A 24,305-nucleotide genomic window follows, 5' to 3' on the forward strand; every position below is an offset into this window, starting at 1 on the left:
ATTATATTTCTTGAGGCACGAACAATATAAGATTTTTTAAGTCTTTATCTAGTTCATCCTCTTTAAAAGGATAAAGAAATATATGCTCAGTCTTTGTTATAACGGCAATAACTAAAGAATCCTCTGCCTTTTTGCTTATAGCATTTTCATAAGTAAATTCTTCAGACAACAAAGTTGTTTGAAATTTCCATCCTTTATTAAAATTACTGATAAAATCACTATAAAACACTTCTGAGCCAAAAAGAGAATCTCCTCTTATTGCTTCACTTGGTAATTTATTTTCATTTTCATTTACTTGCTCCCAACCTATTTCATAAACATTATTATGACCAAGTTCTGGGGCAAAGTGTGAGCATACTAAAGTGTTGTAGGATTTATTTGCTGTTAAAGCAAGGAGTTTGGTAATGTAAGAGAGTTCTAATACCTCTTCGGTTCTCTCTGCTAAAATTTCTCCGTAAAAAGTGGGGATATTTTGCATTCTAGCAGGTTTTAAATTTTCCCAATTTTTATCGACTAACAATACTGGAATTTCATTCCTTTGTAATTCATTCGCTAGTGCAATGCTCCAAGCTGATGCGCCAATTAGCATAAGTCCATCAGGATGACTAGAAGCCAAATCTAGTTTTTTTGCTAACCAACCAATACTTAAGCCATGCAAAATAACAGTGAGAATAATTAATGCGAAAACTAAAGGAAGTAATAATTCAGCACCAGCATAGCCTTTTTCTATAAGTTGAGGACTAAACAAACCAGCAACGGCTGCTGCTACAATGCCTCTTGGAGCAATCCAGGATATCAATAGTCGCTCATGAGAGTCAATATCGGTTCTGATTGTAGATAAATAGATAGTTAATGGTCTAAACACAAAGATTATTAAAAACAGAAGTAACCAACTTTGCCAACCTAATCGCTGTAGTGTTTCCAGTTCTATCTCTGCTGTCAATATGATAAATATAGATGAAACTAGGAGTATTGTCACATACTCTTTAAAGCGTCTTAATTCACCTAATGAGTTTAATTTTTGGTTGGCAAGAGTAATTCCCAATATAGTCGTTGCCATAAGTCCAGCTTCATTTTGTACAAGATTTGCCAAGGTATAAACAAGAAGAATACTGATTAAAATGAGAGGTGATTTTAAATGTTCAGGAACTTTTCCTTTTTTAAAAGCTTTTGCAATAATAAAGCCAACACCAACACCAAGTATCAAGGATACGACAAGACTTAATCCCAGCCCTATAATTATGTTAATTACTAAAGTGTTACTTTGGGATAACATATAATAGCTATAAATTAATACAACAAGTAAAGCACCAACAGGATCATTTATAATCCCTTCCCACCGTAATAGTGCTGCTGGTCGTCTACTTAAGTTTGCTTGCTTTAATAGCGGTACAATTACCGTAGGTCCAGTTACTATGATTATAGCTCCGAAGATTAATGCTACAGGCATAGATAGACCAACTAAGTAGTATGAACTTATTGCTCCAAGTGAGAAGGTGGCTACAACATTCCAAGTTATTAAGCGGTTTATCACTTGTGAATTTTGTTTAAATTCATGCCATTTTAAGTTTAACCCACCTTCAAATAAAATTATTGCAACACTGAGCGAAACTATAGGATGTAGTAAACCTCCAAAATCTTCTTTTGGATTAATCCATCCAGTTATTGGTCCCATAATAAACCCTGCAATTATCAAGAGTATTAATGCTGGTATTTTGAAGCGCCAGCCTATCCATTGCAAAGCAATACCAACTATAAGTATTGATGCCATTATCTCCGTAAGATGTTGATGTAGCATTTACTTTCCTTATAAGAAATTCAAAAAAAACTTCTGCCATACTTGAAACACTAAGACAACAATAGATGTTATAAAACCAAATAGCGACACCCAACGAGGAAATGAAATTTTCTGCTTAATATCTCTATTTTCTCTCCCTTTAATAAGCCAAAGTGAAAGGTTTACTATGACAAAAATTATCAATATAATAAAGCTAGTAGACTCTGCTAAAGTTTGTAAAGGAAAAAAGATTGCTAATACTAGCACAATGAACGTTATTATTGCAGTTGCTCGAAGTGGAGTCTGGGTTTTAGAATTAATTTTTCCTAAAAAAGTCGGTGCTTGATCTTTTTTTGACAAACCATATACAACACGTGAAGCCATAATAATCTGCACCAATGCTCCATTAACGCCTGTTAAGAGACTGACAATTCCCAGCATTGTCATAGAAAAAGCTCCATGACCTCGCAAAATTTCTGCAACGGGAGTGTTGCTAGCTGAGAGCATCTCTGGCGATACTGTTAAAACTGCGATCGTAGATACAACTATGTATATAACAGTAGTTAAGAAAATACTTACTAAGATGGCGATTGGTAGATTTTTTCTTACATCTTTTACCTCTTCGGCCATATTTACCATATCTTCAAAACCTATAAAAGCATAAAATCCCAAAAACGCTCCAGAAAACACACCAAGCCAAACTGTGCTACTTGTCGGAACAAATATATCTTGGAATCTGCTTGGCAACTCCAATAAACTATCTCCTGCAACAAAGACAATGTACACTAATGCTCCTATCTCTATGACGCTTATAACTGCAACAAAAGCAACTGATTTACCAATACCCCATCCTGCAATTCCTCCCATTGTCAGCACTAAAAAGAGTATGGCAACTGTTTGTGGCACGCTAATAAAATCTTGCAAAAAACCAACTGTGGCAACCACTAAAGCAGCAGCAGAAACAATACCGGTTAATATTACCAACCAACCAACAAGAGTAGAAAAGTTTTTATTTGAAAACCCTTCCTCTGCATAGCGTGCCTCACCAGCACTAAAAGGAAATCGTGAAGACAACTCAGCAAAAGACGTTGCGCTTATAAATGCCAACAAACCTGCAAGAAGAAAAGCAAGCGGTGTAAAAAGAGCGGCTTCACCTGCAATCTCTCCAAGTAGGGCATAAAATCCTCCACCAATCATAGTTCCTAGTCCATAAAGGATAAGCATGGGGAGTGATATTGAGCGACTCAGTTTTGATGTTGCCATTTAAGTACCTTTAAGTGTGTAGAGTATGTAAAGTGTGATTATGTATATAAACAAAACGGTTATTGAGTCAAGCCCCATTTTTAGATATGTTTTTGATTTTCTAACAATGAGTCCTATGACATAAATAGCCGTGACAACTATTCCTGAGAGCAGAGCAAATTTTGCTGAGTCATTTGCGCTATTTAGGATGGCTCCTTGGAAGTAAAACATATCTGCGGGTAAAAGTAAAAATATCATAATAAGATTACTTCCAAAAATATTTGATACCGCCATACTCATAGCACCAAGACGTACAGCAGCAATGGTAGCACTTAACTCTGGTAAAGAGGTACTACTAGCAAGCAATGTAACACCAATAAAACTAGAGCCAAGTCCTGATTGTGTAGCTATGGCTTCTGCAGTTTGTACAAGTATTACTCCTGAAATAAGTATTGCTAAACTTGCATACCCACTGTATAAATAAAGACTTTGTGTTGTGTGTGAGCTCTTATCTGATTTTTCTTTAGGACTTGCAGTTTGCTTTATCTCATCAGGAATATTTGCGACACTCCATCCATTATGTTTCCCATAGTTTAAAAATATAAAGATTGAAAATATGTACAACAAGGCCAATAAAATAGGACTTAATCCTATATGCCAAAATACAATGGTATCACCCAACATAGTTGCTACTAAAACAAATGAAAGAAGTAAGATTAATACAACTCCCTGAAGTAGATTAATAGACTTTTGAGCCGCATAACTTAGAGTCGAACCAATCACAAAAATATCTGCAATAGCAAGTACCGCTGTCTGCATAGTCATACCACCAAACATAGCATTTAAAACAAGTTCCCCGTTACCATGTAAAGCACCTGTAGTGTTTGTTACTATCTCTGGGAGTTGTGTAGCGAGTGCTAAAAATATAAAACCCATACTCGCTTTATCCCAATTTTTTCTATCTGAGATAATATCTGCATATGTGGTCAAGCGTGTACCGGACACCCATACAATAACTCCCGCTAAAAAAAATAGCGTTAAGTTCAGCCAGAGGGGAAGTGTTTGAAAATTAAGTATATAATCCATTTATCGACACCTTATTTTTCATTTTTTTCGCTACTCTCATTTGAGATACCGGCAGTTATTTTGAGTTAAAATAAATATTAAAATATATAAAATCAGAGCAGTGGGTATTACCAGACTAAGACCACTTAAAAATGTTTTCATTAATACTCCTCATATTATTCATGTAATAACCCCAATTATATCGATAGAAACTTATTTAGAGAGAGCAGTACATTCCCATCCAATAAGGCTTATAAGACAAAATCCGTAAATATTTACAAAAGAAGTTTACTGAAGGCTCTCAATAAGCTTTAATAGCCCTCTTCGTTTAGGATTTTATAGTTTTTACATCCCTCTATACTTCCATTATTACAAGCTGTTCCGAAAAACTCTTTTGCCATAAGTTTTTCTTGTTCAGCCATATGTTGGACATGTATAAGGCCTAACTTATTACAAGCCTCAGCCTGATTACCTTCGCATGCTTGTGTAAATAATTTTTTTGCTCTCATTTTATCTTGCCTGACTGCATCACCTTGCATATACATGTACCCTGCATAAACACATGCTTCTTGATATCTAGCCTCACAAGCTTTTTCAAAAAGTTCCAATGCTTTCATCTTATCTTGTTTGATATCTATTTGTCCGTTATAATATAAACGACCTAATACGATACAAGATTGTTGAACATTCTCGGCACAAGACTTAGTGAATAATTTAACAGCTCGTGGTATATCTTGATCAACTCCCTCTCCACGTAGGTATTGAGTAGCTAATGCATTACAACCTAAACCCCAAACTTCTCCATTAACACAAGCCTTTTTGAATAATACAGCAGCTTGTTTTTTATTATCTCTATCATATTCATCTGCAGCATCTTCATGTGCACCTGCAAATAAACTTATACTCAATAATAATCCTAGGCTAATAATCATCTTAATCATCGTTGAGTCCTTTTATTTACACTAAGCTTCAGTCTAAATTTTACCATTATACCTTACTGCTATTTTTCACTTTATTAAATCAACAGATTATTTCCTAGCTTTATCTAAGCAGTTAATAACAATAGCTCTAATTTGTAAAGCATCAAGATATTTTTAAAATCAATTTTTTCTAAAAAGATAGATGCCGACAACAAAACTGACAGCACCAATAATATAATAAGTCATTACCTTGTCTGTATCTGCCCCTGTAACAGCTTGTGTTACTTGTGAACCGACAGAACCGGATAACTGATAGCCCCATACTGCAAAACCAATCCCTATGACTATTAGGACAAGACTAATTATTTTCATTGTAGTTCCTATACCTTTTTCCATATTTAACTCCTTTACTTCAAAGAGCTGAAATGTTGTAGCATTGCAGATAACCCTACCATACAGCAATATTTATTTTTTAAGACAGGTAAATAAAGTTTTTTTAATTTTACCTCTTTATGACACAAGTGGTAACAGTTTTTTAAATTTATATTATTGCTCGGAATGTGCTATGAGCGAAGAGAGGAAGTGCCATTTGGGTATGGATTTTAAAAGAATTATAGATAATGATATTTGCAATTTATCCTTTTTTTATATTAGACAAAAACTACATATCTAATTTAAGATTTTTGAAATTCTGATAAAAACTTCGAATTTTACATACCTTTTAAAAAAACTGCAATACTTCCCTCATAACTATTAGAAAAATTGCAAACAATTAAGTGCTTTATATCATCGGATCAGTTCATCGTCAATTCAAAACTTTCACTAAAACTAAAGATGTTTTTCCAGATTGATGACAGCCTGATAAAGCTACTTTACATGGGGATTCAAAATGCTCATAAAAGTGGACTATGCCGATTAGGAGTTGGAGTTTAACAATCTCCCAATTAGCCATCACTTTGAGGGACGGCTTGATGACGCTTTAGATTTGTGATACAATTTTAGAAATTATCAGATTAATTGTTCCGACATACAAATAGAGTGACTTGAGTAATAGAAACCTTATATTCTTTCTACTATCGAGTAGACAAATGTATTGATGTTTCGCTTATCAAGCTAAAGTTTTGAGATAATAATATCAGCATCTCTTTGTCTATATTGAATCATCAAAATATATATGGAGTTGTGGTCTATGAAGAAGAATGAAATGTGCTATAATCTATTTTAAGCAGAAATAACACTCTTTTTAATTCAATATCTAAAAGGCAAGTAGCATGGAAGAAGACTATTTTTTACGCTGGATTGGATTTGGAGTTTTTGCGCTGATAGTTTGGTTGTTTTTCCCTTTTTTAAAAAGTTTTTTTGTAGCATTGCTAATGGTGATGGCTACTTTCCCTATATACCATTTTATAGAAGCAAAAATAAAACGGTATAAAAAGCTAAAAACTCTTACTCCTATACTTTCCGCCAGTATTGTTACCTTGGTATTTTCATTGATTGTTTTTATGCCAATTACCGTATTTTTATTTCATTTTCTTAGTCATCCTACAGATAGTATGGCGATGATTCACTCCTTATGGGATAAAGTTGATACCTTGAGTCAGCACCTTCCGTCCTATTTGGAGTGGCTTAGAGCTCCGCTTGATACTATTATTCCGATGGCAGTAACACGCAAAGAAGAGATTACCGCATTTCTCGCAGGATGGCTTGGTAATGGGTTAAAAAACTTTATGCTAATGCTAGGCGATATGGCGACGATTGTTGTGTTTTTCTTCTTTCTGACTTTGTACGGTCGAAGGCTTATTTTCTTTTTTGCTCCCATTATTCCTCTGGCACGTTCCCTCAAGCGAGAATTTTTTATAGAGATGACGATGATGGTATCGGTTGTCTTCTATACCTTAGGGGGTGTAATGATTGCACAAGGATTAGCATTTGGAGTTTTTATAGCTTTTTTTGATGGATACAACCCTTTATTACTTGGATTTTTTGTGGGCATTGTATCAATTATTCCGCTTTTTGGGACGGGGCTGGTTTGGATTCCTGTTGCAGTAAATGAGTATCTTCAAGGCAACATCATTAATACCCTTATTATCTCTGTCTATTCATATTTTATGATGACAGTTTTCATTGACAATATTGTCAAGCTTGTCATTTTAAATTTTGTAAATCGCAAGATAAGCAAGAACAAACATCGCATCAATGAGTTTATTATATTTTTTGCCATCGTAGGGGGATTGGCAACTTTTGGATTCTGGGGATTTATCTTAGGACCTGCTATTATTGCACTTGCTATTACGACTCTTATTACTTTGCGCAAAGCCAATCGATCAAGCCTCGCGCACGAAGAGACACACTTGGATAAAAATTAACTTTTTACGCTGAGTGATTCTATTTCTTTTTGAAGTTTATCGAGTTTTTTGACGATTTGCTTGAGTTCATTCCCTTGGATTCCATCAACAGTCCCGCTATGTAAAAATTCTTGTGCCGTAGATTGAAATGCTTTGGCTAATACTTCGAGCTTTTCTTTTGCTTTGTCGACTAATTCTCCGTAATCATCGGCAAGAGTTTCCTCTAGAGCGCTAATTTTATTTGAAATGTCATCTTTATTTTTGAAAACATAATAGGCACTAATACCTGTGATAGCTGCACCGAGTGCAAAACCGAGTAAATTATTTTTGTTCATGTTGTCCTCTTTTATTTCTGGATTTTTTTTAAAAAACTGTGAAAATGCCTTAAGTACGAGAGAGGCATTAGTTAAATTAGTGATACCATTAGAAGCCTTGGATGTTAAGAATTGGCTTTCATTTCCTAACATCTGCAGAAAATCACTGCTCTCTTGAGTGATTACAGAAAGATTACTCGAAAGAGTAGAAAGCCTTTCTTGGCTAAGAGCAATAAAGGCATTTACTTTATGCATGGTCTTGGTATATTGGATAGCAGAGAAAACAATCATCACAGTAATGATAACCATACAGATTGCAATAATTCCTAAGAATAGGAGAAGAAGCTGTTGCTCACTCATTTTATAACCCTTTTATAACTATGATTTTTGAATCGCGTTTAACATAAAATACTTTACATCCTGTAACACTTAATCTATATGTTTAAAACCCGCCATAACTTGGAATCAATCAGTTTTTTTCTCTATGTACTCGGCCCCATCATTAACCTTGTCCTTGCTCCACTCAGCATTATCGGTCGTATCTTTTTTTGCACCTTGCCATGTTCCACTACAACCACTAGCCATGATTACAACGAACAGAACGGTTATAAATGTTAAACTTTTTTTCATTTTAAATCCTTTTTGATTTAGCTGATGTTATCAGGAGTTTTTTTAGCATATGCGCTAAGTGAATCCCAACTATTTTCAATATCTGTTTTGAGATGCTCCCAAGCACCCTCACCAACCCCACTGAGTTCACGCAGTTTTGATTGCACGATGGAGTAGTTTTTTTCGATGGTTTCAATCTCTTTGTTGTAGCTGATTTGCATATCAGCAGTAGCATTTTTTGCTTTTGATTTTAATACCTCTAATTCGCCCTGAACCAATTCCAACTCTGATTCTATTTTTTGTTTATATGCATCTTTTGTATTCATCTTACTTTCCTTCATTTTGTGGAGAGTTTTTTACGGTTTTTTATAACCGCTTGCCTTTAATAACGCGAAGTAGAATAACTACAATCGCGATGACTAAGAGAATATGTATAAATCCTCCCAAAGTGTACGAGCTTACAAGCCCTAAAATCCAAAGAATGATTAGAATTATTGCAATAGTTTCAAGCATAATATTTCTCCATGTATTTATTATATGTTTTATTCTTTAAGTAACTATGAGCTACTTACTTTTCCTGCGAACGACGTAGACTGAATTTCCAGCGTTTCGCGAACCTCAGACAACCGCTTTTCGAGCGGTGCGCGATCATGGCTGGCTTCGATACAGCGATCAACCACCTCCTCAATATACCGCAGCTGTTCGTTGAGTGCTCGTATGTGGCTGGGCCTAATCGCCATACTACCGATGGTATTAAAGGCGCTGAGCATGCGTGCCAGTATCGCGACATTTGTTTCGGCACTACCCCTAATCTGATCGAAGGCCTCAGCCAATAGCCCCTCAAAGCTCGGAACTATCGCCACCACGCGCAGCGTTTCTCCCTTGTAACGGTGCGATGACGGGAATTTTCGACCGGCCAGTTGAACCATAATTGATGTCAGATAGTCCACACACATCACCGCTGTTGAAGTATCATTGACTCCGGGAGAAAGTGCTTTGATGGCCATATCCACGATCTGTCGAATGCCGAAAGCAGGGTCCTGTTCAACTGAGCGATGACGGCCAATACTGTAAGCAGCATTGAGCGCATCAACGGTGCTCTGATCTGGCGGGTAAGTAAGGGCGAGCGATACCAGCGCCGTATCTTGCACAACGAACGCGCCGATGCCGTGCTCCATACGCACGATGGTCCTAATGTCCTCCGCCAAGTGCAGTAGCGCATCGTTATTCACGCTTTCAATATAACCGCTCACTACTGAAGGCACTGGATACCAGGTCCTCTCATCCAGTGAATCGATTATCGGGTTCTGGCTTTCATCTTCATCAGCTTCATAATCCTGTTTTTCTGGCAGCAGCCGATTAATGGATGCGATGGTCTCATGGGCAACCGAAGCGATAATGGTTGAAGCCTGGATAGACGATGCAATATGATGAATAAAAAAGATGAGGACAGCAATGCCGCCAAACGACAGAATAAAGGCGAAAAAGACCGCCATGCTTGGTACGAATAGTGCATCGCCAGTACGAATAGTGTGCATCACGATCAAACAATAGACAAAAATTCCGGCAAAGGTTCCCAACGTGACCTGCGTGACACGGCTGCGCATGAAGTTTCGCAGAACGCGAGACGTGTACTGGCTAGAAGCAAGCGCCAGCGCAAGCAGGGTCATGGAGAAGGTGATACCCATAACAGACATCATCGAACTGGCCAGAGTAGACAACATATCTCGCGCGCCTTCCGCCGTGACCCCGAATACCCGTGGCCACTGAGCCAGCCAACGGTTACCACCGGCATAGTCCATTTGGATTAATATTACCACGTAAACAATGCTACTAAGGACAATCAAAAAAGGCAAAAACCAGAAACCCGATCGCAGATTATCCCAAAACTGTGTTAATTTATTCATGCATCAATCTCCAAATTAAAATTTCTTCAGGCTGATTGTATCGTTAGTCGCTATTGAGCTAAGCCTTCTTAACCATACTGATTAAATATAACAAAATAACAGCGCCAATAGTGGCCATAATTATAGCGCCTATTAATCCGCCCGTTGTTATGCCGAGCAGACCAAATATAAAGCCGCCAAGTACTGCACCGACAACTCCAACAATAATATCGCCCATGAGACCAAATCCTCTTCCTTTCATTATATTGCCAGCAAGCCAACCAGCCAACGCGCCAACTGCTAAAAATATTATCAGGTTAGTGATATCCATGATGTCTCCAATTTTAATTTTTTCTAAAAAGAAATATGCCGACAACAAAACTGACAGCACCAAAAATATAATATGTCATTACTTTATCCGTATCCGAACCTGTTACAGCTTGTGTTACTTGCGAACCCACGGAACCCGATAACTGATAGCCCCATATCAAAAAACCAATTCCTACGACCGATAGGACAAGAGCAATTATTTTTATCATAGTTCCTAAACCTTTTTGCATATTGAACTTCTATACTCAAAAGAGCTGAAATGTTATTGCATTGCAGATAACACTACTATACAGTAATATTTATTTTTAATCTATATTATTGTTCGGAATGTGCTGTGAATGAAGGGAGGAAATACCTTTGGGGTATGAATTCCTGAAGAAATATTTTTGCTTAGCAAAAAAGATTAAAACTACAGAAATAATAAATAAAATAATCAATTTTGAATAAACCATAATATCTTCTATCTCGTAATATTGAAAGTTTTGTGATGTTAAAAATACTCATTTACAAGTTCATCAGTAACATTTTCAGTAGTTGTGCTGTTGGTACTCAGTAACTTAGGCTCATCGTCATATCTATATTCTGCCCATCGTATTGGAAGCTGGAGGCAGAGAATGAAGGAGCGCTTAGTAATGCTTTAGCCTTGTTTGAAAAACCGAAGCCTTCCTTGGGGACACCCATCCAGTTGGTATCCAGCTCACCGTTCATATTCGCATCATGAATGACGACCATCGCATACTTACCCGGCGGGATGTCTGCAAAGTAGAAACTCGCCTGGGAGTCTTGAATTTTGATGATTATAATATTTGTTGCAAAGTGCAAAAAATCTTTAGGAAAACCCTCCGGCGATTGAAACAGTGCACATACTATATTTCCAGTACTGTTTCTTATGTTCAGAATCTTCACATGAATTCCAGAACATGGTTCTTGGGCAAAGACGGTTGCGGGAAAAATTGTAAACATCAGCACCGCAAACCATGCTGCGCATCGAACTCTTATTGGGATTCCCCTCATGGTTGACTCATTCATAAATTTCCTCCCATTTTAACCTGCATCAAGACCCTATTTTTTATATCACTTGTTTTCATACAGGTCTTTTTGAAGTCGTCAAACTTGTCATATGTAGTTTGTAGAAATAATTTCTGAGTTGGGTAGAAAGAACACTTTGTCTGATAATGGCAGGTTCTGTTAAACTTTTCCAAATACTGGCAGTCTTTGAGAGCCAAGGGGCATATCATCAATTGACGGTTGACTGCAAGTGACAGTGAGGGGTCTCCCTGGCGGTATGTTTCTCCTGCGTCTAGATTTATCTCTTTTGCTCCAACATGAACTGCAAAAAATATCAGCCCTGCAATTAAACTTATCAATAAATATTTTTTCATCAGATTCTAGACCATTGCCCTGTTCAACCTTGCAAAAGCCTCGTCTATTGCGTTCTTAGAGCTATCAATATCACCTTTGATTTGTTCCCAAGAATCTTCCACCTCTTTATTGAGTTCCTTTATCTTAGCCTTCATGTCGTTAACCATGTTCTCTAGTTCTTCGACTTCATCGACAGACTCAAGACGCTTTACATCCGACAAAGCTCTTATCTTTGTTTTAAGCTCTACTAATTTTTCCCGTGCATGATCCAGCTCGGTTTCAATCTCTTGTTTGTATTTTTCTATTGTGCTCATAATATTTCTCCTGTATTAATTAAGGTAGTTATAAACTTATAAAAGAGGGCTACCCCCCCCTTATTCTATTGAGTTATAATGACAAAACTCAATCTATGTTTTTAAAACTCGTCCTAATCTAGAATTAATCAGTTTTTTTCTCTATGTACTCGGCCCCATCATTAACCTTGTCCTTGCTCCACTCAGCATTATCGGTCGTATCTTTTTTTGCACCTTGCCATGTTCCACTACAACCACTAGCCATGATTACAACGAACAGAACGGTTATAAATGTTAAACTTTTTTTCATTTTAAATCCTTTTTGATTTAGCTGATGTTATCAGGAGTTTTTTTAGCATATGCGCTAAGTGAATCCCAACTATTTTCAATATCTGTTTTGAGATGCTCCCAAGCACCCTCACCAACCCCACTGAGTTCACGCAGTTTTGATTGCACGATGGAGTAGTTTTTTTCGATGGTTTCAATCTCTTTGTTGTAGCTGATTTGCATATCAGCAGTAGCATTTTTTGCTTTTGATTTTAATACCTCTAATTCGGCCTGAACCAATTCCAACTCTGATTCTATTTTTTGTTTATATGCATCTTTTGTATTCATCTTACTTTCCTTCATTTTGTGGAGAGTTCTCTACGGCTCTTATGACCGTCTGCCTTTGATAACACGAACCAGAATAACTACAATCGCGATGACTAAGAGAATATGGATAAGTCCTCCCATCGTATAAGAAGAGACAAGCCCTAGAATCCAAAGGATGATTAGAATTATTGCAATAGTTTCAAGCATAATATTTCTCCATGTTGTTAGTAAGATTTTCAAGGAATATTTTCCTTCAAAACCTAATTTTGTAAAGCCTTAATATATTTTTAATTTTTACGCAAAAGATAGATGCCAACAACAAAACTGACAGCACCAAAAATATAATAAGTCATTACTTTATCTGTATCTGCACCTGTAACAGCCTGGGTTACTTGTGAACCAACAGAACTGGATAACTGATAACCCCATACTGCAAAACCAACTCCTATGACTGCTAGGACAAGACCTATTATTTTCGTTATAGTTCCTAAGCCTTTTGCCATGTTGAACTCCTGTACTTGTAATAACTGAAATGTTCTAGCATTGCAGATAACCTACTATACTGTAATATTTATTTTTGGGAGTCATTAAATAAAGTTATTTAATTTCATATCTTTAAGATAGCAGTTGTAGCTGTTATTTTAAATCTATATTATTACAGAGTCTAAGTTACAAGTAGAGCATCTCTTATTTGCATATATGCAATAAGAAATTCAAAAAATATTCTCCAAAATAGTTGCATTAATAAAAATGAAATTAGAAAAAAAAGTATAAATTTAATTTTTTGATTTGTATCTAATACTTTCCAAAGCGCGTCTTTGTTTTTTTCATATACAATATTAAATAGTTTGTACTTTCGAATAAGAAATATTAATATGAGCCATGAAGCGATTGGTAATATAAATACTCCAATGTAATAAAAGACAATCAAAACCTCAATACTGATAAAGCTTTTAAATGTAATGAAGTCTATCATTTGTAACCACCTATGTCTATTATTAAAATTGATAATAGACACTATATCGAAACAGAACTTAATGGTTCAAAAATAAATGTGTTTTTCAAAATTTATGATATCTTGATAAAGTTGCTTTACATATGGATTCAAAATTATCATTAAAAGTAGACTATGCCTATTAGAAACGGGAAGCTTAACAATCTCTCAGTTAGCTATCCATTTCGAGGGACGGCTTGATGACGCTTTAAACTTAAGATATAATTTTAGTGATTACCCGTATAGCTTAGCTAAAATAATGATAACCAGTAACGAGGATAGTCTTCTAAATCAATTATACCTATTGTAAGTTATTACAGATCCTTACTGAAAATATTTAGTTATATTTTTGTTCTGCAACCTGTTCTTTTTGGAACAAACAAACTCTACAGAAGCACATCTAAGTTAATATTTTTTGACATTCTTGCTTTATAATCTCAGGAGCATTTTTAGAATCATTTATGTAATTCTCAAAAGGTGCTACAATTTCTATTTCTTCTTCAAAAGTAGTTTTATCCAAGTTCTCCAATGAAGTTTTTAACTCTTTCAAATCTAGTTCATTAATCAAGCCACTCTCAAGCATATTTTGCAGAATGCCATCTTTTAACTTTATAGCTATGGCAATATCTATAATGTCTCTTGTAAGATTATCATTTCGTCTATAAACTATTTTTTTACCAATAATATCTTCTATGCTCTCAACATATACATCACTGGTAAAAATAACTTTTGAATTGTCAAGTAAATAGTCAGATGAAGCATTTTGAGAGACCAACACGTCGACTTTTATATTATTCTTTTTCTCCAATACCCTTATGTGGTTTGATAGATCAATATACTTACTTGTATTAAACTTATCTGTTTCATCAATCCAGTGCTTTGGGCTAAGGTAGTTTAATATTTGTACATCAGTCACAAATAAGTCAATATCAAAACTAAGCCTGTGCTGAAAATAGTATATAGCTAATGCAGTTCCACCACCAAACCTGATTGTAGAGTGGTCTTGATTTGGTAAAAATCTGTAGGCATCTTCAATAAAACTGTTTAAAGCATGTATCTGTTCACCGTAATGCTCTTTTATAAATTCAACATTTTTCATAATGAAGCCAATACTGTTTCAACTCTCTTAGGAGATATTCTATAGTAGTTTCTAAAATCAACTATCTCTTCTTCTAATGCTTCATTCTTTATAGTCTTAAGTGCATATTTATCATACACATCTAAAGGCTCTTTTTTATAAAACAGATTCTTTAAACCAGTAAGTGTAAAATGCTTTTTTTTATTTCCTATAGAACAATTCACCGTTGATAAAAGCATCACTGGTTTTGATTGAGACTTTAGTTCCTTTGATAAGATATCTTTAACTTCATTCATACTCATATTCTTAAGTAACTGAGCAAGCGTATGTTTTTTATTATCTTCTTTACTCCAGTCAGATAATGTAGATGGAGCAATACCAAATACATCAAATATATCTTTAGTTTTCATAAGTACCCTCCTTTTTTATAATTATACGATATTCGGATTAAAATAGCAAATAAGTACTAATTTACAAAATGTTATAGTTAATTTATTTATAATAAAGGAGTCAACTATGAATGTAGGTTATGCAAGAGTTTCAACTTCAAGCCAAAATCTTGAGAATCAAATTAATCAACTTAAAGATGCTGGCTGTGTAAAGATTTTCTCTGAAAAAAAATCTGGTAAAAATAAAGCTGATCGTCAACAGTTTAATTTCATGATGGATTTCGTTCGAGAGGGAGATATACTTTTTATTACAAAGCTTGATAGATTAGCAAGGTCTGTAATAGACCTTCAAAATATTGCTAAGTTTTTAGAAGATAAAAATGTCGATCTAAAAGTCATTCAACAAAACATTGATACTACAACACCAGCAGGAAGATTATTATTTACCATGCTAGGTGCTATTGCAGAGTTTGAACGAGATCTCATAAATGAACGAGTCAAGGAAGGAATTGAAGCTGCAAAGAGAAAAGGAGTTCAATTTGGAAGAAAAGCTATTCTAAATAGCAAAGAGAAAAATGTCATATATAAGGAACACGAAAAAGGAAAGTCTGTAGCATGGCTGTCAAAATTCTTCCATATTGCTCGTAATACAATCTATAGAGCTATTAAAGATGTAGCTAAAAAGAAGTAGTCAAATTGACTACTTCATAATGTTCCAAAAATAAGAGGTTATGAGGTTTAAGTTTAGTGTGGCTTCGGATACTGGGTTCGAACCAATGACCAAGTGATTAACAGTCACATACTCTAGCGCTGAGCTAATCCGGAATGTGTATGAAATGGTGTCAGAATGGATGGGGACTTGAACCACAAACCCCGGGCTTATGAGAACGATTACGAATACGTCACACATTCAAACAAGGGGCTTTAGTCACCTACAATTAACGCTAATTAATGTTATTTCTACTATTTTTGGTGACACTTTTATGACACCTCTCCTTTATATTTTTCAAACGTGATACATTTTCCAATAAGGATCGTATGAATAATTTAATTGATTCTTGTCGGTGTAAAAATCAAACTCAGATATGCACTCTTTAAATTCATCAAGCTCTCTCTTTTCAAATCCTATCTCTTCTAGTATGTATCCTATGCTTTGAAAGTATGGATATATAAAATCAAACCTTTGTGTTATCGCAAAAACTTCATCTACATTAATATGGTTTTTTATTTTTGAAAATACATCAATTATTTCTCTAGAGTTTCTGAAATATTGCACATTAACAACCATTTCAACTAGTGCTCGGTTAACACTTGATACTTTTATTCCATCAATTTCTGTCACACCGAATTGCATAGTATATTTAGGTTGTAAAAAAATTATATGCTTATTGTTATACTTCCCTATCATGTGTGTTTTTCTATAATCTTTCGCAAAAGCATTATCTATAGCCTTTTGTGTCAACTCAACATCTCCAGAGTCAGAGCCTTTATCTGTTTGTTCTTTTGATATAAATATAAAATTATTTCTATATTCAGATAATCCTATATAGTTAAGTGCACTACTCATAGAAAGAAAAGCATTTTTCTTCAGTGAAGTTAATAATTTTTCATCTGACAAAGATTCATTAAAAGAATATCTCGTTAAATAACCACCATCCATAAAAACACTGAATGATAAAAGTCCTATGTCTATAAGACGATCATAAAATTTACTTGATGACATTGAATTGGAAACTAAGCCTTTTTCTTTTAGATTTATCAATAAACCCTTCAGGTCATTAAGGTTATAGGAGTAGTTACTCGCAGCAATAGACTTTATTTGATTTACATTTTTGCTAAAGTAATCTTGTCTCATAAAATTATAGCTCCCTATATGTTATAGTATATATACTATAACAATATCTAAATATAAAAGTTTTGTCAAGTGCTTAATACTTTAATTTATTGACTTAATTGTATTATGTCGCTATAATTAAGTATATATACTTAATTAATAGGGGATACATGAAAATTATTGTAATTAAAAATAGCACTCCTATTGGAGAGCTTTCTGAAAGTGCAAGCGTTATATATTTCAATTATTTTGATGGGATAGAGCAAAATAGTTACATTCAAGGATTAAAAGAAAAAGTAAATACCTCAAGTTATCTTTTTCCTGTTTTTGAAAATCTTCTTCCTGAACATGAACAGCTTCAACTAATTAAAGCTAGATATAATATTAAGGGAAATATTGAATCTCTACTCCACCTGGATAATATTCATGGTAGTTTTGAATTTTATACTGAAGAAAATTTCAAGAATTATATTGTCTCTCCAGACAAAATATTTTCATACAAAGATGCAAGAGAAGAAATTCTTGAGCAAAATTACAGCTTCCCTAATATATTAAGCGACTATACGGTTGCCATTGCAGATGCTAAAATATACCCCAAAGGGCTACAAGGAAGTAAAGCTATTGGTATTAGTGGATTTCAATATAAGTTCAGTGTTTCTCTTGATAAAGATACCAAGGTAATCTCTCATAATGAGGATGAAGACGGTGGGTATATTATGAAGCCATACAGCAAAGATAACCTTATCTACTCTGATGATGCCAATGCTTATATTCCACACCTCTTGGTCAATGAACATATATTTATGACTTTAGCAAGAGACTTTGGTTTTAATGTTCCTTACAATGGAATAATTAAGTATAAAGAAGATTATCTATATGTTATAAAAAGGTTTGATAGATATCACAAGAGCAAGATAGATCATCATGAAATTCTTACCTTGTTAGGAAAAAAATCCTCACTAAAATATAGTATTACTGCTCTCGAAGCAATGAAAAAAGCTGCTGAATATCTTAGTGAGGATGAGATTTTAGAGATGTTTAATTTTTTTGTTTTTTCAATTATAATTTCTCATGGAGATTTTCACGCAAAGAATATATCTTTAATATATAAAACCAATGCTCTAGCTGAAAGAAATATGATGCTTGCTCCCTATTATGACATCTCAACAATTAGAATTTACAAAGACACCAACGATGATGACATAGGAATGATGGTAAAAAATAAAAAAAGAAATATAAAAAAAGTAGATTTGCTTTGGCTTGCAGATAAATTAAATATAAATAAAGCAGATGCAGCAAAATCTATAGAAAATTTAGGATTGAAGTTTGTTCAAGAATTTGAAAATTATATTGACCTGTTGCCTAGAGAGATAAAAGCTTTGAAAATTGTAACAAACAGATATGGCTATTCTAAGCCATTTGAAGAAATATTGCGAAAATACTATACAAATAGAATTCAATATATTGATAAGTATTTAGATATTGGAGTTGAAGAAGTTGAAGAAGATATTTGGAAGTGATTGTTCATGGGTATTACTTACTACTGTGAATGTTCACCTTATATATTTCTTTTTTGCTTATAGAGCATGAAACCTATGTTCAACTAAAATAAATTATGGTTAACATGCAGAATCTCTTGAAAGCAAACCTTAAAGCCCATGTTTTAGGACTTTCTTTTTACTGTTTAAGTTTCAGAGTATGTTTGAAAACTTAAATGGGATATTTTGGCTTAAGAATAGTTCATCAACCTGTTCTTTTAGGAACAAGCATACCCTTTACAATTCTTCATAACATATGCCATAAATAGTAACTCCAACAAAAAGGATTTACTATGTATGTAGGATATGCAAGAGTTTCTACCTCCAGCCAAAATCTTGAGAATCAAATTGATCAACTTAAAGATGCTGGCTGTGTAAAGATTTTCTCTGAAAAAAAATCTGGTAAAAATAAAGCTGACCGTCAACAGTTTAATTTCATGATGGATTTCGTTCGAGAAGGAGATATATTATTTATTACAAAGCTTGATAGATTAGCAAGGTCTGTAATAGATCTTCAGAATATTGCTAAGTTTTTAGAAGATAAAAATGTTGATCTCAAAGTCATTCAACAAAACATTGACACTACTACACCAGCAGGTAGATTATTATTTACAATGTTAGGTGCTATTGCAGAGTTTGAAAGAGATCTTATTAACGAGCGAGTTAGAGAAGGAATTGAAGCTGCAAAGAGAAAAGGTGTTCAGTTTGGAAGAAAAGCTATTCTAAATAATAAAGAGAAAAATGTCATATATAAGGAACACGAAAAAGGAAAGTCTGTAGCATGGCTCTCAAAATTCTTCCATGTTGCTCGTAATACAATTTATAGAGCTTTGAAGGATATAGCTCAAAAGAAATAGCCCATAAAGTATTGTTCCAAAAATCAACTCCTTTTGGAACATTTTTCTTGTTACTTAAAAGTGTTCCAAATATAAGAGGTTATGAGGTTTAAGTTTAGAGTGTTTTAGGTTTTTGAGTGGGATTGTTTCGGCAGCTTTTTAGCAGCCGTTATTAATTTATTTTAGGTCTATATTAGGTGGACTTTGGTTTTCAATGGTATTTAAATAAAGGTATATTTAAAACCCATTTTTAAGGATATTTTCAAATTCATCAGCAGGGATAGGTTTAGAATAAAAATACCCTTGAATTTTCTTACAGCCATTTTCAACTAAAAAGTCTTTCTGCTCTTTAGTTTCAACACCTTCCGCTATGACTTTAAGGTTTAAACTGTTCGCAAGTGCTATTACTGCTTTTGTAATTCCTGTATCCTCTTCATCATCTGGTAAGTCTCTTACAAATGCCTGGTCTATTTTTAGTTTATCTATTGGTAGTCTTTTTAGATATGCAAGTGAAGAGTAGCCAGTACCAAAATCGTCAACTGCTAATTCTATGCCTAGATCGCTAATCTCTTTTAGTTTTACAATCGCATCTTCGGGGTGAGTCATAATCTGACCTTCCGTAACTTCGAGTTCTATCCACTCTGCTTTACAATTTGTTTCTTGCATTAGCTCTTTCAACATTGGGATGAAATCTTTTTGTTGAAGTTGTTTTACTGCTAGGTTCATAGCTAGCACTCCATGAGTTAACCCCTCTTTATACCACTGTACTATTTGAGTCATAGCAGTTCTCATCACATATCTATCTAACTCAACTATCAGTCCTGTTGATTCTGCGAGTGGAATGAATTTAGCCGGAGATACTAAACCCATAGTTGGATGTTGCCATCTAACTAATGCTTCCATGCCTATGAGCTTATTTGTTATTCCATTAACTTGGGGTTGATAGTAAACTACAAACTCTTTATTTTTAAGAGCGCTTCTTAAACTTGTCTCCATTTCTACTCTTTCAAATGCTAGTTCAGTCATTGTGGAATTATAGTATTGGAAGTTATTTCTTCCTTCGTCTTTCGCTTTGTACATAGCCGAATCAGCATATTTTAGAAGGTCTTGTGCGGACACTCCGTCATCTGGGTATATGCTTATTCCTATACTACTTGATACATAAAGAACCTTGTCATTAATATGCATAGCCTTAGCTAAATTCTCTAATATCTTAGTGGCTATTAAGGAAGCATCTTGTCCTTGAGTTAGACCTTCTAGTATTACTGTAAACTCATCTCCACCTAGTCTTGCTACTGTATCTTCGTTTCGCATAGTTTCGCTCAGTCTATATGTAACTTCTTTTAAAATCTCATCACCAATGTCATGACCTAGAGAATCGTTTATCTCTTTGAAGTGGTCTAAGTCTATAAAGAGTAACGCTATTTTCGAGTTGTTGCGTTTAGCTTTTTGGATTGTTTGTTCTAATCTATCACTAAAGAGTAATCTGTTTGGAAGACCAGTTAATGAATCATGGTGTGCCTGATGATGTAAGATATCTTTTTGTTTCTTTAATTCATTTTCTGTATTTCTTTGTTTTGTTATATCTATATAGGTACCTAGTAAACCAATTATTTTTCCATCTTCATCTTTCAATAATACTTTAGAAGTCAAGACTGAAATAATATTACCTTTATCATCTGTTTGTGATTCTTCAAAATTAATCTTCGAGTTTCCACTATTCATAACAGACATATCATCATCTCTGTATAATTGTCCCTCAGTCTTTCCCCAAGGCATTTCAAAATCATTTTTACCAATAATTTCATCAGCTGACTTCAGTTGAGCATCTTCTAGGAATAACTTATTTGCTCCAAGGTAAGTACCTTCTTTATCCTTCCAAAATATTCGCACAGGAACAGTATTTGTAATATTATTTATTAGATTATATTGGTTCAATAGCTTTTTATCTTTATCATTTAATGATTCATAAGGCTGGCGAACCGTTGTTACAAAGATAACTTTATAAATAAATATATAAGATATTACTTTATATATATGACCAGCCAAGCTATACACATCTGTTATATCAGTATATAGTGTAAAAAAGAATTCGCTCATTGCCATAACTGATATCGCTGTAAAAAGTGCTGACACATGATAAGGTTGTGGCTGTTTCATTCTTTTCCATAAAATGAGAAGAGTTATTAGATTTAATCCTATAATGATATATTCTGTATAAATTTTGAAGTTCGTTAATCCGTATCCAGATATAAATGTGTGAGGTAGGATTTCTTCATGAAAAAGGAATATCCAGTGTAGAAATACAGTTAATATTAGCATAAAGAAAAATAAAATATAGTGATTATAAGAATTTTTCATTGGATTTAAAGACAATATGCTAAAAATAAATAAACCAAAAGCAGCCAATGAGCGTCCAGCAAGCCAAAAATTAATTGCCTTTTCAGTTGAGCCAGGTGTTATAAAATCTGGCATTCCTGGATATGAAAGAATATGTGATATATCTAATGTAGCTACAGCAAAAAAAAGTATAGATAAAAAAATTATATTTGCAGGTAATTTATCACTATATGCAGTCCAACCTACGGCAAATATCAATGATGCAGTAATAACTGAAAACATTTCTAATATATTGTGTATTGACAAGTAATGTTTAATACCTTGCATATCAAATGCATATGGCAATAATAAAATAACTATCATTAAAAATATCATCGACAAAATAATTAAAAGATGTTTATTCAGATTGTCTTGATGACTTGAATTAAAATTAAACATATTGATTAGTTTATCTAGATAATTATTTTGATTCATATTTTTTAATCCTTTGAAGACATTATACCTAGTAAATAGATTTATGAGAATCTATTAATATATCATCATCAACTCTTTTACTACAACCTGTAGGTTTTGGAACAAGAAGATGATTGTTCCAAAATTCATCTCTTAATGGAACAAGCTTTAGAACAGTCAATTTTGTTCCAAAAATAAGAGGTTATTGAAGATATAATTGTCTAGTTTATAGGGAACATTCCAAAGTGATTTTACAATAAGTTTAGAAGTAATATAAACACTATAATTACTGTCATGCTAATGAGAAGTTTCTCTTTGGCAACCATAAGCTGAGTTAAGTTTACACTGTTACAATTTCGAAAATTATAAGGTTATAGGTAAGATATGATAAATAGAATTGATAAAGGTGCATTGTTTATGTTACTTAGTGCATTAGTAGCAGCACTAAACGGGGCACTTACTAAAATGCTTAGTAATGATATGTCGGCATTGGAGATAGTTTTTTTTAGAAGTATTATAGGGATGTTATTTTTATTTGCGATGCTTAAACATACACCTACAAAACTTCCAGGTGGACAACCCCTTATGCTGTTTTTACGTGGTATACTCGGCTTTAGTGCTATGATACTATTTTTTTACACGATTGCGACAATTCCCCTTGGGATGGCAATTACACTAAATGAAACATCGCCTCTTTTTGTCTCTATTTTGGCTTTTTTTCTTCTTAATGAACGTCTCTCTAAAGCAGCCATATTAGCTCTTTTTATTGGTTTTGGTGGAGTTTTGCTTATTACCAAGCCAGTTGGATTAACACTTGGCTACGAATATTTTTTAGGAGTATTAGGAGGATTTCTAGCTGCTGCAGCTTATACAACAATTAAAAAAATCAAGAATATTTACGACGCACGAACTATAGTGCTCTCTTTTGCTATAACAGGTGTGTTACTTCCAGTTATGCTTTTCTTTATAGCACCATATATCGATCCTCCAAAATCTATTTCTTTTCTTTTTGAAGAGTTTATAATGCCTACAAGTTTTCATGTATGGTTACTTATTTTACTGATTGGTACGATTGCAACTCTTTCTCAGTGGTTACTCACAAAAGCATATAGTCTGTCTCATGCAGGTATTATCGGTATTGTGAGTTATACAAATATTCCTTTTGCTATTGGCTTTGGATATATGATGGGTGATGCATTTCCAGATTTTTGGACTTTTTGTGGAGTAGGACTTATTGTACTTGGTGGATTACTCGTAAAAAAGAGCTAGGGTAACCATTCAGTAATCAAATCTCCTTCTGGTGTATTAGATAGTTGTGTGAGTTTAGTATAATAAATCCCAAAAACAGAACCAGTAAAATCAGTTTTCTTATTCCTAAAAATGATAAAATATAAATATAAAAAGCAAGGATAAAAAGATGAGTGTAAAAAAAGTTCAACAACTTGTTATTTTTGGAACAAAACATAAAATCAAAAGTGAATATCAATAAAGATTTTCACGGTAAATTGTGAGGATTTCTATACGCTCATCTGAGATACGGTATATAATACTAAAACCTTGATACACTAATTTTCTAGTATTTGGTGCTAGTTCCGCGCTGGGTCTGCCTGCTTGGGGAAAATGATTGAGAGTCTGGGTAATATATTGACGCAACTTTTTTAGATAAGAAACTGTCGTCTTTTTTGATCCACTTTGTTGATAAATATATTCTGCTAATGCCTCAAGCCTTTGATACGCTTTTTGAGAAAAATCAATTTTCATATTTAGCTAGAACCTTATCAAAAGCTTCTTCAATACCAATAATATCTCCTCTTTGGATTTCTTTTATTGATTCTTGGACTTCACGTTTCAAAGCAGCATGGGTTCTATTGTATTCATCAAGTGAAATTAATACAACACTTTTATCATTTTTAGTAGTTATGATAATTTCTTCATCATTATCACATGCATCATCAATCAAAGTCTTAAGATTGTTGCGGGCATTTGTGTAGTTTACAGCTTGCATATTAATCCTTTTCTATGACAGGTTTCTGTCATTTTAGCATATTTATTCAAAGATGTATAGAATTTTTTTCAACTTGTTCTATTTTGAGCTACATAGCAGAC

Annotated in this window: 32 protein-coding genes, 1 tRNA gene and 1 pseudogene; 6 read left to right on the plus strand and 28 right to left on the minus strand. The window is 33.9% G+C overall.

Translation table 11 applies throughout. The annotated features are described in order from the left end of the window. Position 1: 1 nt before the first annotated feature. From ACLHDE_RS09340 to ACLHDE_RS09360, 5 genes are all read right to left on the minus strand, one after another. Positions 2-1,798 (minus strand): cation:proton antiporter, encoded by a 1,797-nt coding sequence (locus tag ACLHDE_RS09340; RefSeq protein ID WP_415396155.1) that lies wholly within the window; start codon positions 1,796-1,798, stop codon positions 2-4. 9 nt (positions 1,799-1,807) lie between these two features. Next, positions 1,808-3,040 carry an APC family permease gene (locus ACLHDE_RS09345; RefSeq protein WP_415396156.1) on the minus strand — a complete coding sequence of 411 codons (1,233 nt, stop codon included), beginning with the start codon at positions 3,038-3,040 and terminating at the stop codon, positions 1,808-1,810. Beyond that, positions 3,041-4,105, minus strand: coding sequence for a sodium:calcium antiporter (locus ACLHDE_RS09350; RefSeq protein WP_415396157.1), 1,065 nt, complete (start codon positions 4,103-4,105; stop codon positions 3,041-3,043). Between the two features lie 290 nt (positions 4,106-4,395). Then, a complete protein-coding gene (locus ACLHDE_RS09355; RefSeq protein ID WP_415396158.1) occupies positions 4,396-4,992 on the minus strand; it encodes a tetratricopeptide repeat protein in 597 nt (198 codons plus the stop codon). A gap of 192 nt (positions 4,993-5,184) precedes the next feature. Further along, a complete protein-coding gene (locus ACLHDE_RS09360; RefSeq protein WP_415396159.1) occupies positions 5,185-5,400 on the minus strand; it encodes a DUF3185 family protein in 216 nt (71 codons plus the stop codon). Between the two features lie 392 nt (positions 5,401-5,792). Here ACLHDE_RS09360 and ACLHDE_RS09365 point away from each other — a divergent pair. Together ACLHDE_RS09365 and ACLHDE_RS09370 are read left to right on the plus strand one after the other, a co-directional pair. Beyond that, a pseudogene (locus tag ACLHDE_RS09365) lies at positions 5,793-5,995 on the plus strand (IS256 family transposase); the annotation flags it as partial. A gap of 280 nt (positions 5,996-6,275) precedes the next feature. Continuing rightward, a complete protein-coding gene (locus tag ACLHDE_RS09370) occupies positions 6,276-7,370 on the plus strand; it encodes an AI-2E family transporter (RefSeq protein ID WP_415396160.1) in 1,095 nt (364 codons plus the stop codon). Here ACLHDE_RS09370 and ACLHDE_RS09375 read toward each other — a convergent pair. From ACLHDE_RS09375 to ACLHDE_RS09455, 17 genes are all read right to left on the minus strand, one after another. Then, positions 7,367-8,023, minus strand: a complete 657-nt coding sequence (locus ACLHDE_RS09375; protein WP_415396161.1) for a hypothetical protein — start codon at positions 8,021-8,023, stop codon at positions 7,367-7,369. The genes ACLHDE_RS09370 and ACLHDE_RS09375 overlap by 4 nt on opposite strands. A 105-nt stretch (positions 8,024-8,128) precedes the next feature. Then, positions 8,129-8,293, minus strand: a complete 165-nt coding sequence (locus tag ACLHDE_RS09380; RefSeq protein ID WP_415396162.1) for a hypothetical protein — start codon at positions 8,291-8,293, stop codon at positions 8,129-8,131. A gap of 17 nt (positions 8,294-8,310) precedes the next feature. After that, positions 8,311-8,598: a hypothetical protein gene (locus ACLHDE_RS09385; RefSeq protein WP_415396163.1), complete on the minus strand. Its 288-nt coding sequence runs from the start codon at positions 8,596-8,598 to the stop codon at positions 8,311-8,313. 40 nt (positions 8,599-8,638) lie between these two features. Further along, positions 8,639-8,785 (minus strand): lmo0937 family membrane protein, encoded by a 147-nt coding sequence (locus ACLHDE_RS09390; RefSeq protein ID WP_415396164.1) that lies wholly within the window; start codon positions 8,783-8,785, stop codon positions 8,639-8,641. Positions 8,786-8,829: 44 nt separating this feature from the next. After that, on the minus strand, positions 8,830-10,179 hold the full coding sequence (locus tag ACLHDE_RS09395) for a DUF2254 domain-containing protein (protein WP_415396165.1): 1,350 nt from the start codon (positions 10,177-10,179) through the stop codon (positions 8,830-8,832). A gap of 58 nt (positions 10,180-10,237) precedes the next feature. Continuing rightward, on the minus strand, positions 10,238-10,489 hold the full coding sequence (locus ACLHDE_RS09400; protein WP_415396166.1) for a GlsB/YeaQ/YmgE family stress response membrane protein: 252 nt from the start codon (positions 10,487-10,489) through the stop codon (positions 10,238-10,240). A gap of 13 nt (positions 10,490-10,502) precedes the next feature. After that, positions 10,503-10,718 carry a DUF3185 family protein gene (locus ACLHDE_RS09405; protein WP_415396167.1) on the minus strand — a complete coding sequence of 72 codons (216 nt, stop codon included), beginning with the start codon at positions 10,716-10,718 and terminating at the stop codon, positions 10,503-10,505. 319 nt (positions 10,719-11,037) lie between these two features. After that, positions 11,038-11,517 carry a DUF2141 domain-containing protein gene (locus tag ACLHDE_RS09410; protein ID WP_415396168.1) on the minus strand — a complete coding sequence of 160 codons (480 nt, stop codon included), beginning with the start codon at positions 11,515-11,517 and terminating at the stop codon, positions 11,038-11,040. Further along, the gene (locus ACLHDE_RS09415) at positions 11,514-11,870 is read right to left on the minus strand and encodes a hypothetical protein (RefSeq protein WP_415396169.1); all 357 of its coding nucleotides are present in this window, start codon (positions 11,868-11,870) and stop codon (positions 11,514-11,516) included. The genes ACLHDE_RS09410 and ACLHDE_RS09415 overlap by 4 nt, the downstream gene beginning before the upstream one ends. Positions 11,871-11,876: 6 nt before the next feature. Further along, entirely contained in the window at positions 11,877-12,164 is a 288-nt protein-coding gene (locus ACLHDE_RS09420; protein ID WP_415396170.1) for a hypothetical protein, read from the minus strand. A gap of 124 nt (positions 12,165-12,288) precedes the next feature. After that, entirely contained in the window at positions 12,289-12,453 is a 165-nt protein-coding gene (locus ACLHDE_RS09425) for a hypothetical protein (protein ID WP_415396162.1), read from the minus strand. A gap of 17 nt (positions 12,454-12,470) precedes the next feature. Then, complete coding sequence (locus ACLHDE_RS09430) at positions 12,471-12,758, minus strand: hypothetical protein (RefSeq protein ID WP_415396171.1); 288 nt, start codon at positions 12,756-12,758, stop codon at positions 12,471-12,473. Between the two features lie 39 nt (positions 12,759-12,797). Continuing rightward, positions 12,798-12,944 (minus strand): lmo0937 family membrane protein, encoded by a 147-nt coding sequence (locus tag ACLHDE_RS09435; RefSeq protein ID WP_415396172.1) that lies wholly within the window; start codon positions 12,942-12,944, stop codon positions 12,798-12,800. A gap of 80 nt (positions 12,945-13,024) precedes the next feature. After that, entirely contained in the window at positions 13,025-13,240 is a 216-nt protein-coding gene (locus tag ACLHDE_RS09440) for a DUF3185 family protein (RefSeq protein ID WP_415396173.1), read from the minus strand. 161 nt (positions 13,241-13,401) lie between these two features. Continuing rightward, a complete protein-coding gene (locus tag ACLHDE_RS09445; protein WP_415396174.1) occupies positions 13,402-13,713 on the minus strand; it encodes a DUF4282 domain-containing protein in 312 nt (103 codons plus the stop codon). A gap of 418 nt (positions 13,714-14,131) precedes the next feature. After that, complete coding sequence (locus ACLHDE_RS09450; protein WP_415396175.1) at positions 14,132-14,830, minus strand: nucleotidyl transferase AbiEii/AbiGii toxin family protein; 699 nt, start codon at positions 14,828-14,830, stop codon at positions 14,132-14,134. Then, complete coding sequence (locus ACLHDE_RS09455; protein ID WP_415396176.1) at positions 14,827-15,219, minus strand: hypothetical protein; 393 nt, start codon at positions 15,217-15,219, stop codon at positions 14,827-14,829. The genes ACLHDE_RS09450 and ACLHDE_RS09455 overlap by 4 nt, the downstream gene beginning before the upstream one ends. A 106-nt stretch (positions 15,220-15,325) precedes the next feature. Here ACLHDE_RS09455 and ACLHDE_RS09460 point away from each other — a divergent pair, with 106 nt between their 5' ends. After that, positions 15,326-15,889: a recombinase family protein gene (locus ACLHDE_RS09460; RefSeq protein ID WP_415396177.1), complete on the plus strand. Its 564-nt coding sequence runs from the start codon at positions 15,326-15,328 to the stop codon at positions 15,887-15,889. Between the two features lie 59 nt (positions 15,890-15,948). Here the strand turns inward: ACLHDE_RS09460 and ACLHDE_RS09465 are convergent. Both ACLHDE_RS09465 and ACLHDE_RS09470 read right to left on the minus strand, forming a co-directional pair. Further along, positions 15,949-16,023 (minus strand) — tRNA-Asn (locus ACLHDE_RS09465). A gap of 181 nt (positions 16,024-16,204) precedes the next feature. Continuing rightward, positions 16,205-17,053 (minus strand): hypothetical protein, encoded by an 849-nt coding sequence (locus ACLHDE_RS09470; RefSeq protein ID WP_415396178.1) that lies wholly within the window; start codon positions 17,051-17,053, stop codon positions 16,205-16,207. A gap of 149 nt (positions 17,054-17,202) precedes the next feature. Between ACLHDE_RS09470 and ACLHDE_RS09475 the strand changes: the two genes are divergently transcribed. Next, the gene (locus tag ACLHDE_RS09475; protein WP_415396179.1) at positions 17,203-18,552 is read left to right on the plus strand and encodes a type II toxin-antitoxin system HipA family toxin; all 1,350 of its coding nucleotides are present in this window, start codon (positions 17,203-17,205) and stop codon (positions 18,550-18,552) included. A 311-nt stretch (positions 18,553-18,863) separates the two neighbouring features. Further along, complete coding sequence (locus ACLHDE_RS09480; RefSeq protein WP_415396180.1) at positions 18,864-19,427, plus strand: recombinase family protein; 564 nt, start codon at positions 18,864-18,866, stop codon at positions 19,425-19,427. A gap of 216 nt (positions 19,428-19,643) precedes the next feature. On the opposite strand, the gene ACLHDE_RS09485 is transcribed toward ACLHDE_RS09480, so the two are convergent. Both ACLHDE_RS09485 and ACLHDE_RS09490 read right to left on the minus strand, forming a co-directional pair. Further along, entirely contained in the window at positions 19,644-22,220 is a 2,577-nt protein-coding gene (locus ACLHDE_RS09485; RefSeq protein WP_415396181.1) for an EAL domain-containing protein, read from the minus strand. 28 nt (positions 22,221-22,248) lie between these two features. Continuing rightward, the gene (locus ACLHDE_RS09490) at positions 22,249-22,380 is read right to left on the minus strand and encodes a hypothetical protein (RefSeq protein ID WP_415396183.1); all 132 of its coding nucleotides are present in this window, start codon (positions 22,378-22,380) and stop codon (positions 22,249-22,251) included. Positions 22,381-22,583: 203 nt separating this feature from the next. Between ACLHDE_RS09490 and ACLHDE_RS09495 the strand changes: the two genes are divergently transcribed. Then, entirely contained in the window at positions 22,584-23,468 is an 885-nt protein-coding gene (locus ACLHDE_RS09495) for a DMT family transporter (RefSeq protein WP_415396184.1), read from the plus strand. Between the two features lie 213 nt (positions 23,469-23,681). Here ACLHDE_RS09495 and ACLHDE_RS09500 read toward each other — a convergent pair whose 3' ends face one another. Further along, a complete protein-coding gene (locus ACLHDE_RS09500) occupies positions 23,682-23,960 on the minus strand; it encodes a type II toxin-antitoxin system RelE/ParE family toxin (RefSeq protein WP_415396185.1) in 279 nt (92 codons plus the stop codon). Next, complete coding sequence (locus tag ACLHDE_RS09505; protein ID WP_415396186.1) at positions 23,950-24,204, minus strand: type II toxin-antitoxin system Phd/YefM family antitoxin; 255 nt, start codon at positions 24,202-24,204, stop codon at positions 23,950-23,952. Before ACLHDE_RS09505 ends, ACLHDE_RS09500 begins: the two co-directional genes overlap by 11 nt. Positions 24,205-24,305: the final 101 nt, after the last annotated feature.

This window comes from Sulfurimonas iocasae (genome assembly GCF_047716755.1).
GTDB lineage: Bacteria > Campylobacterota > Campylobacteria > Campylobacterales > Sulfurimonadaceae > Sulfurimonas.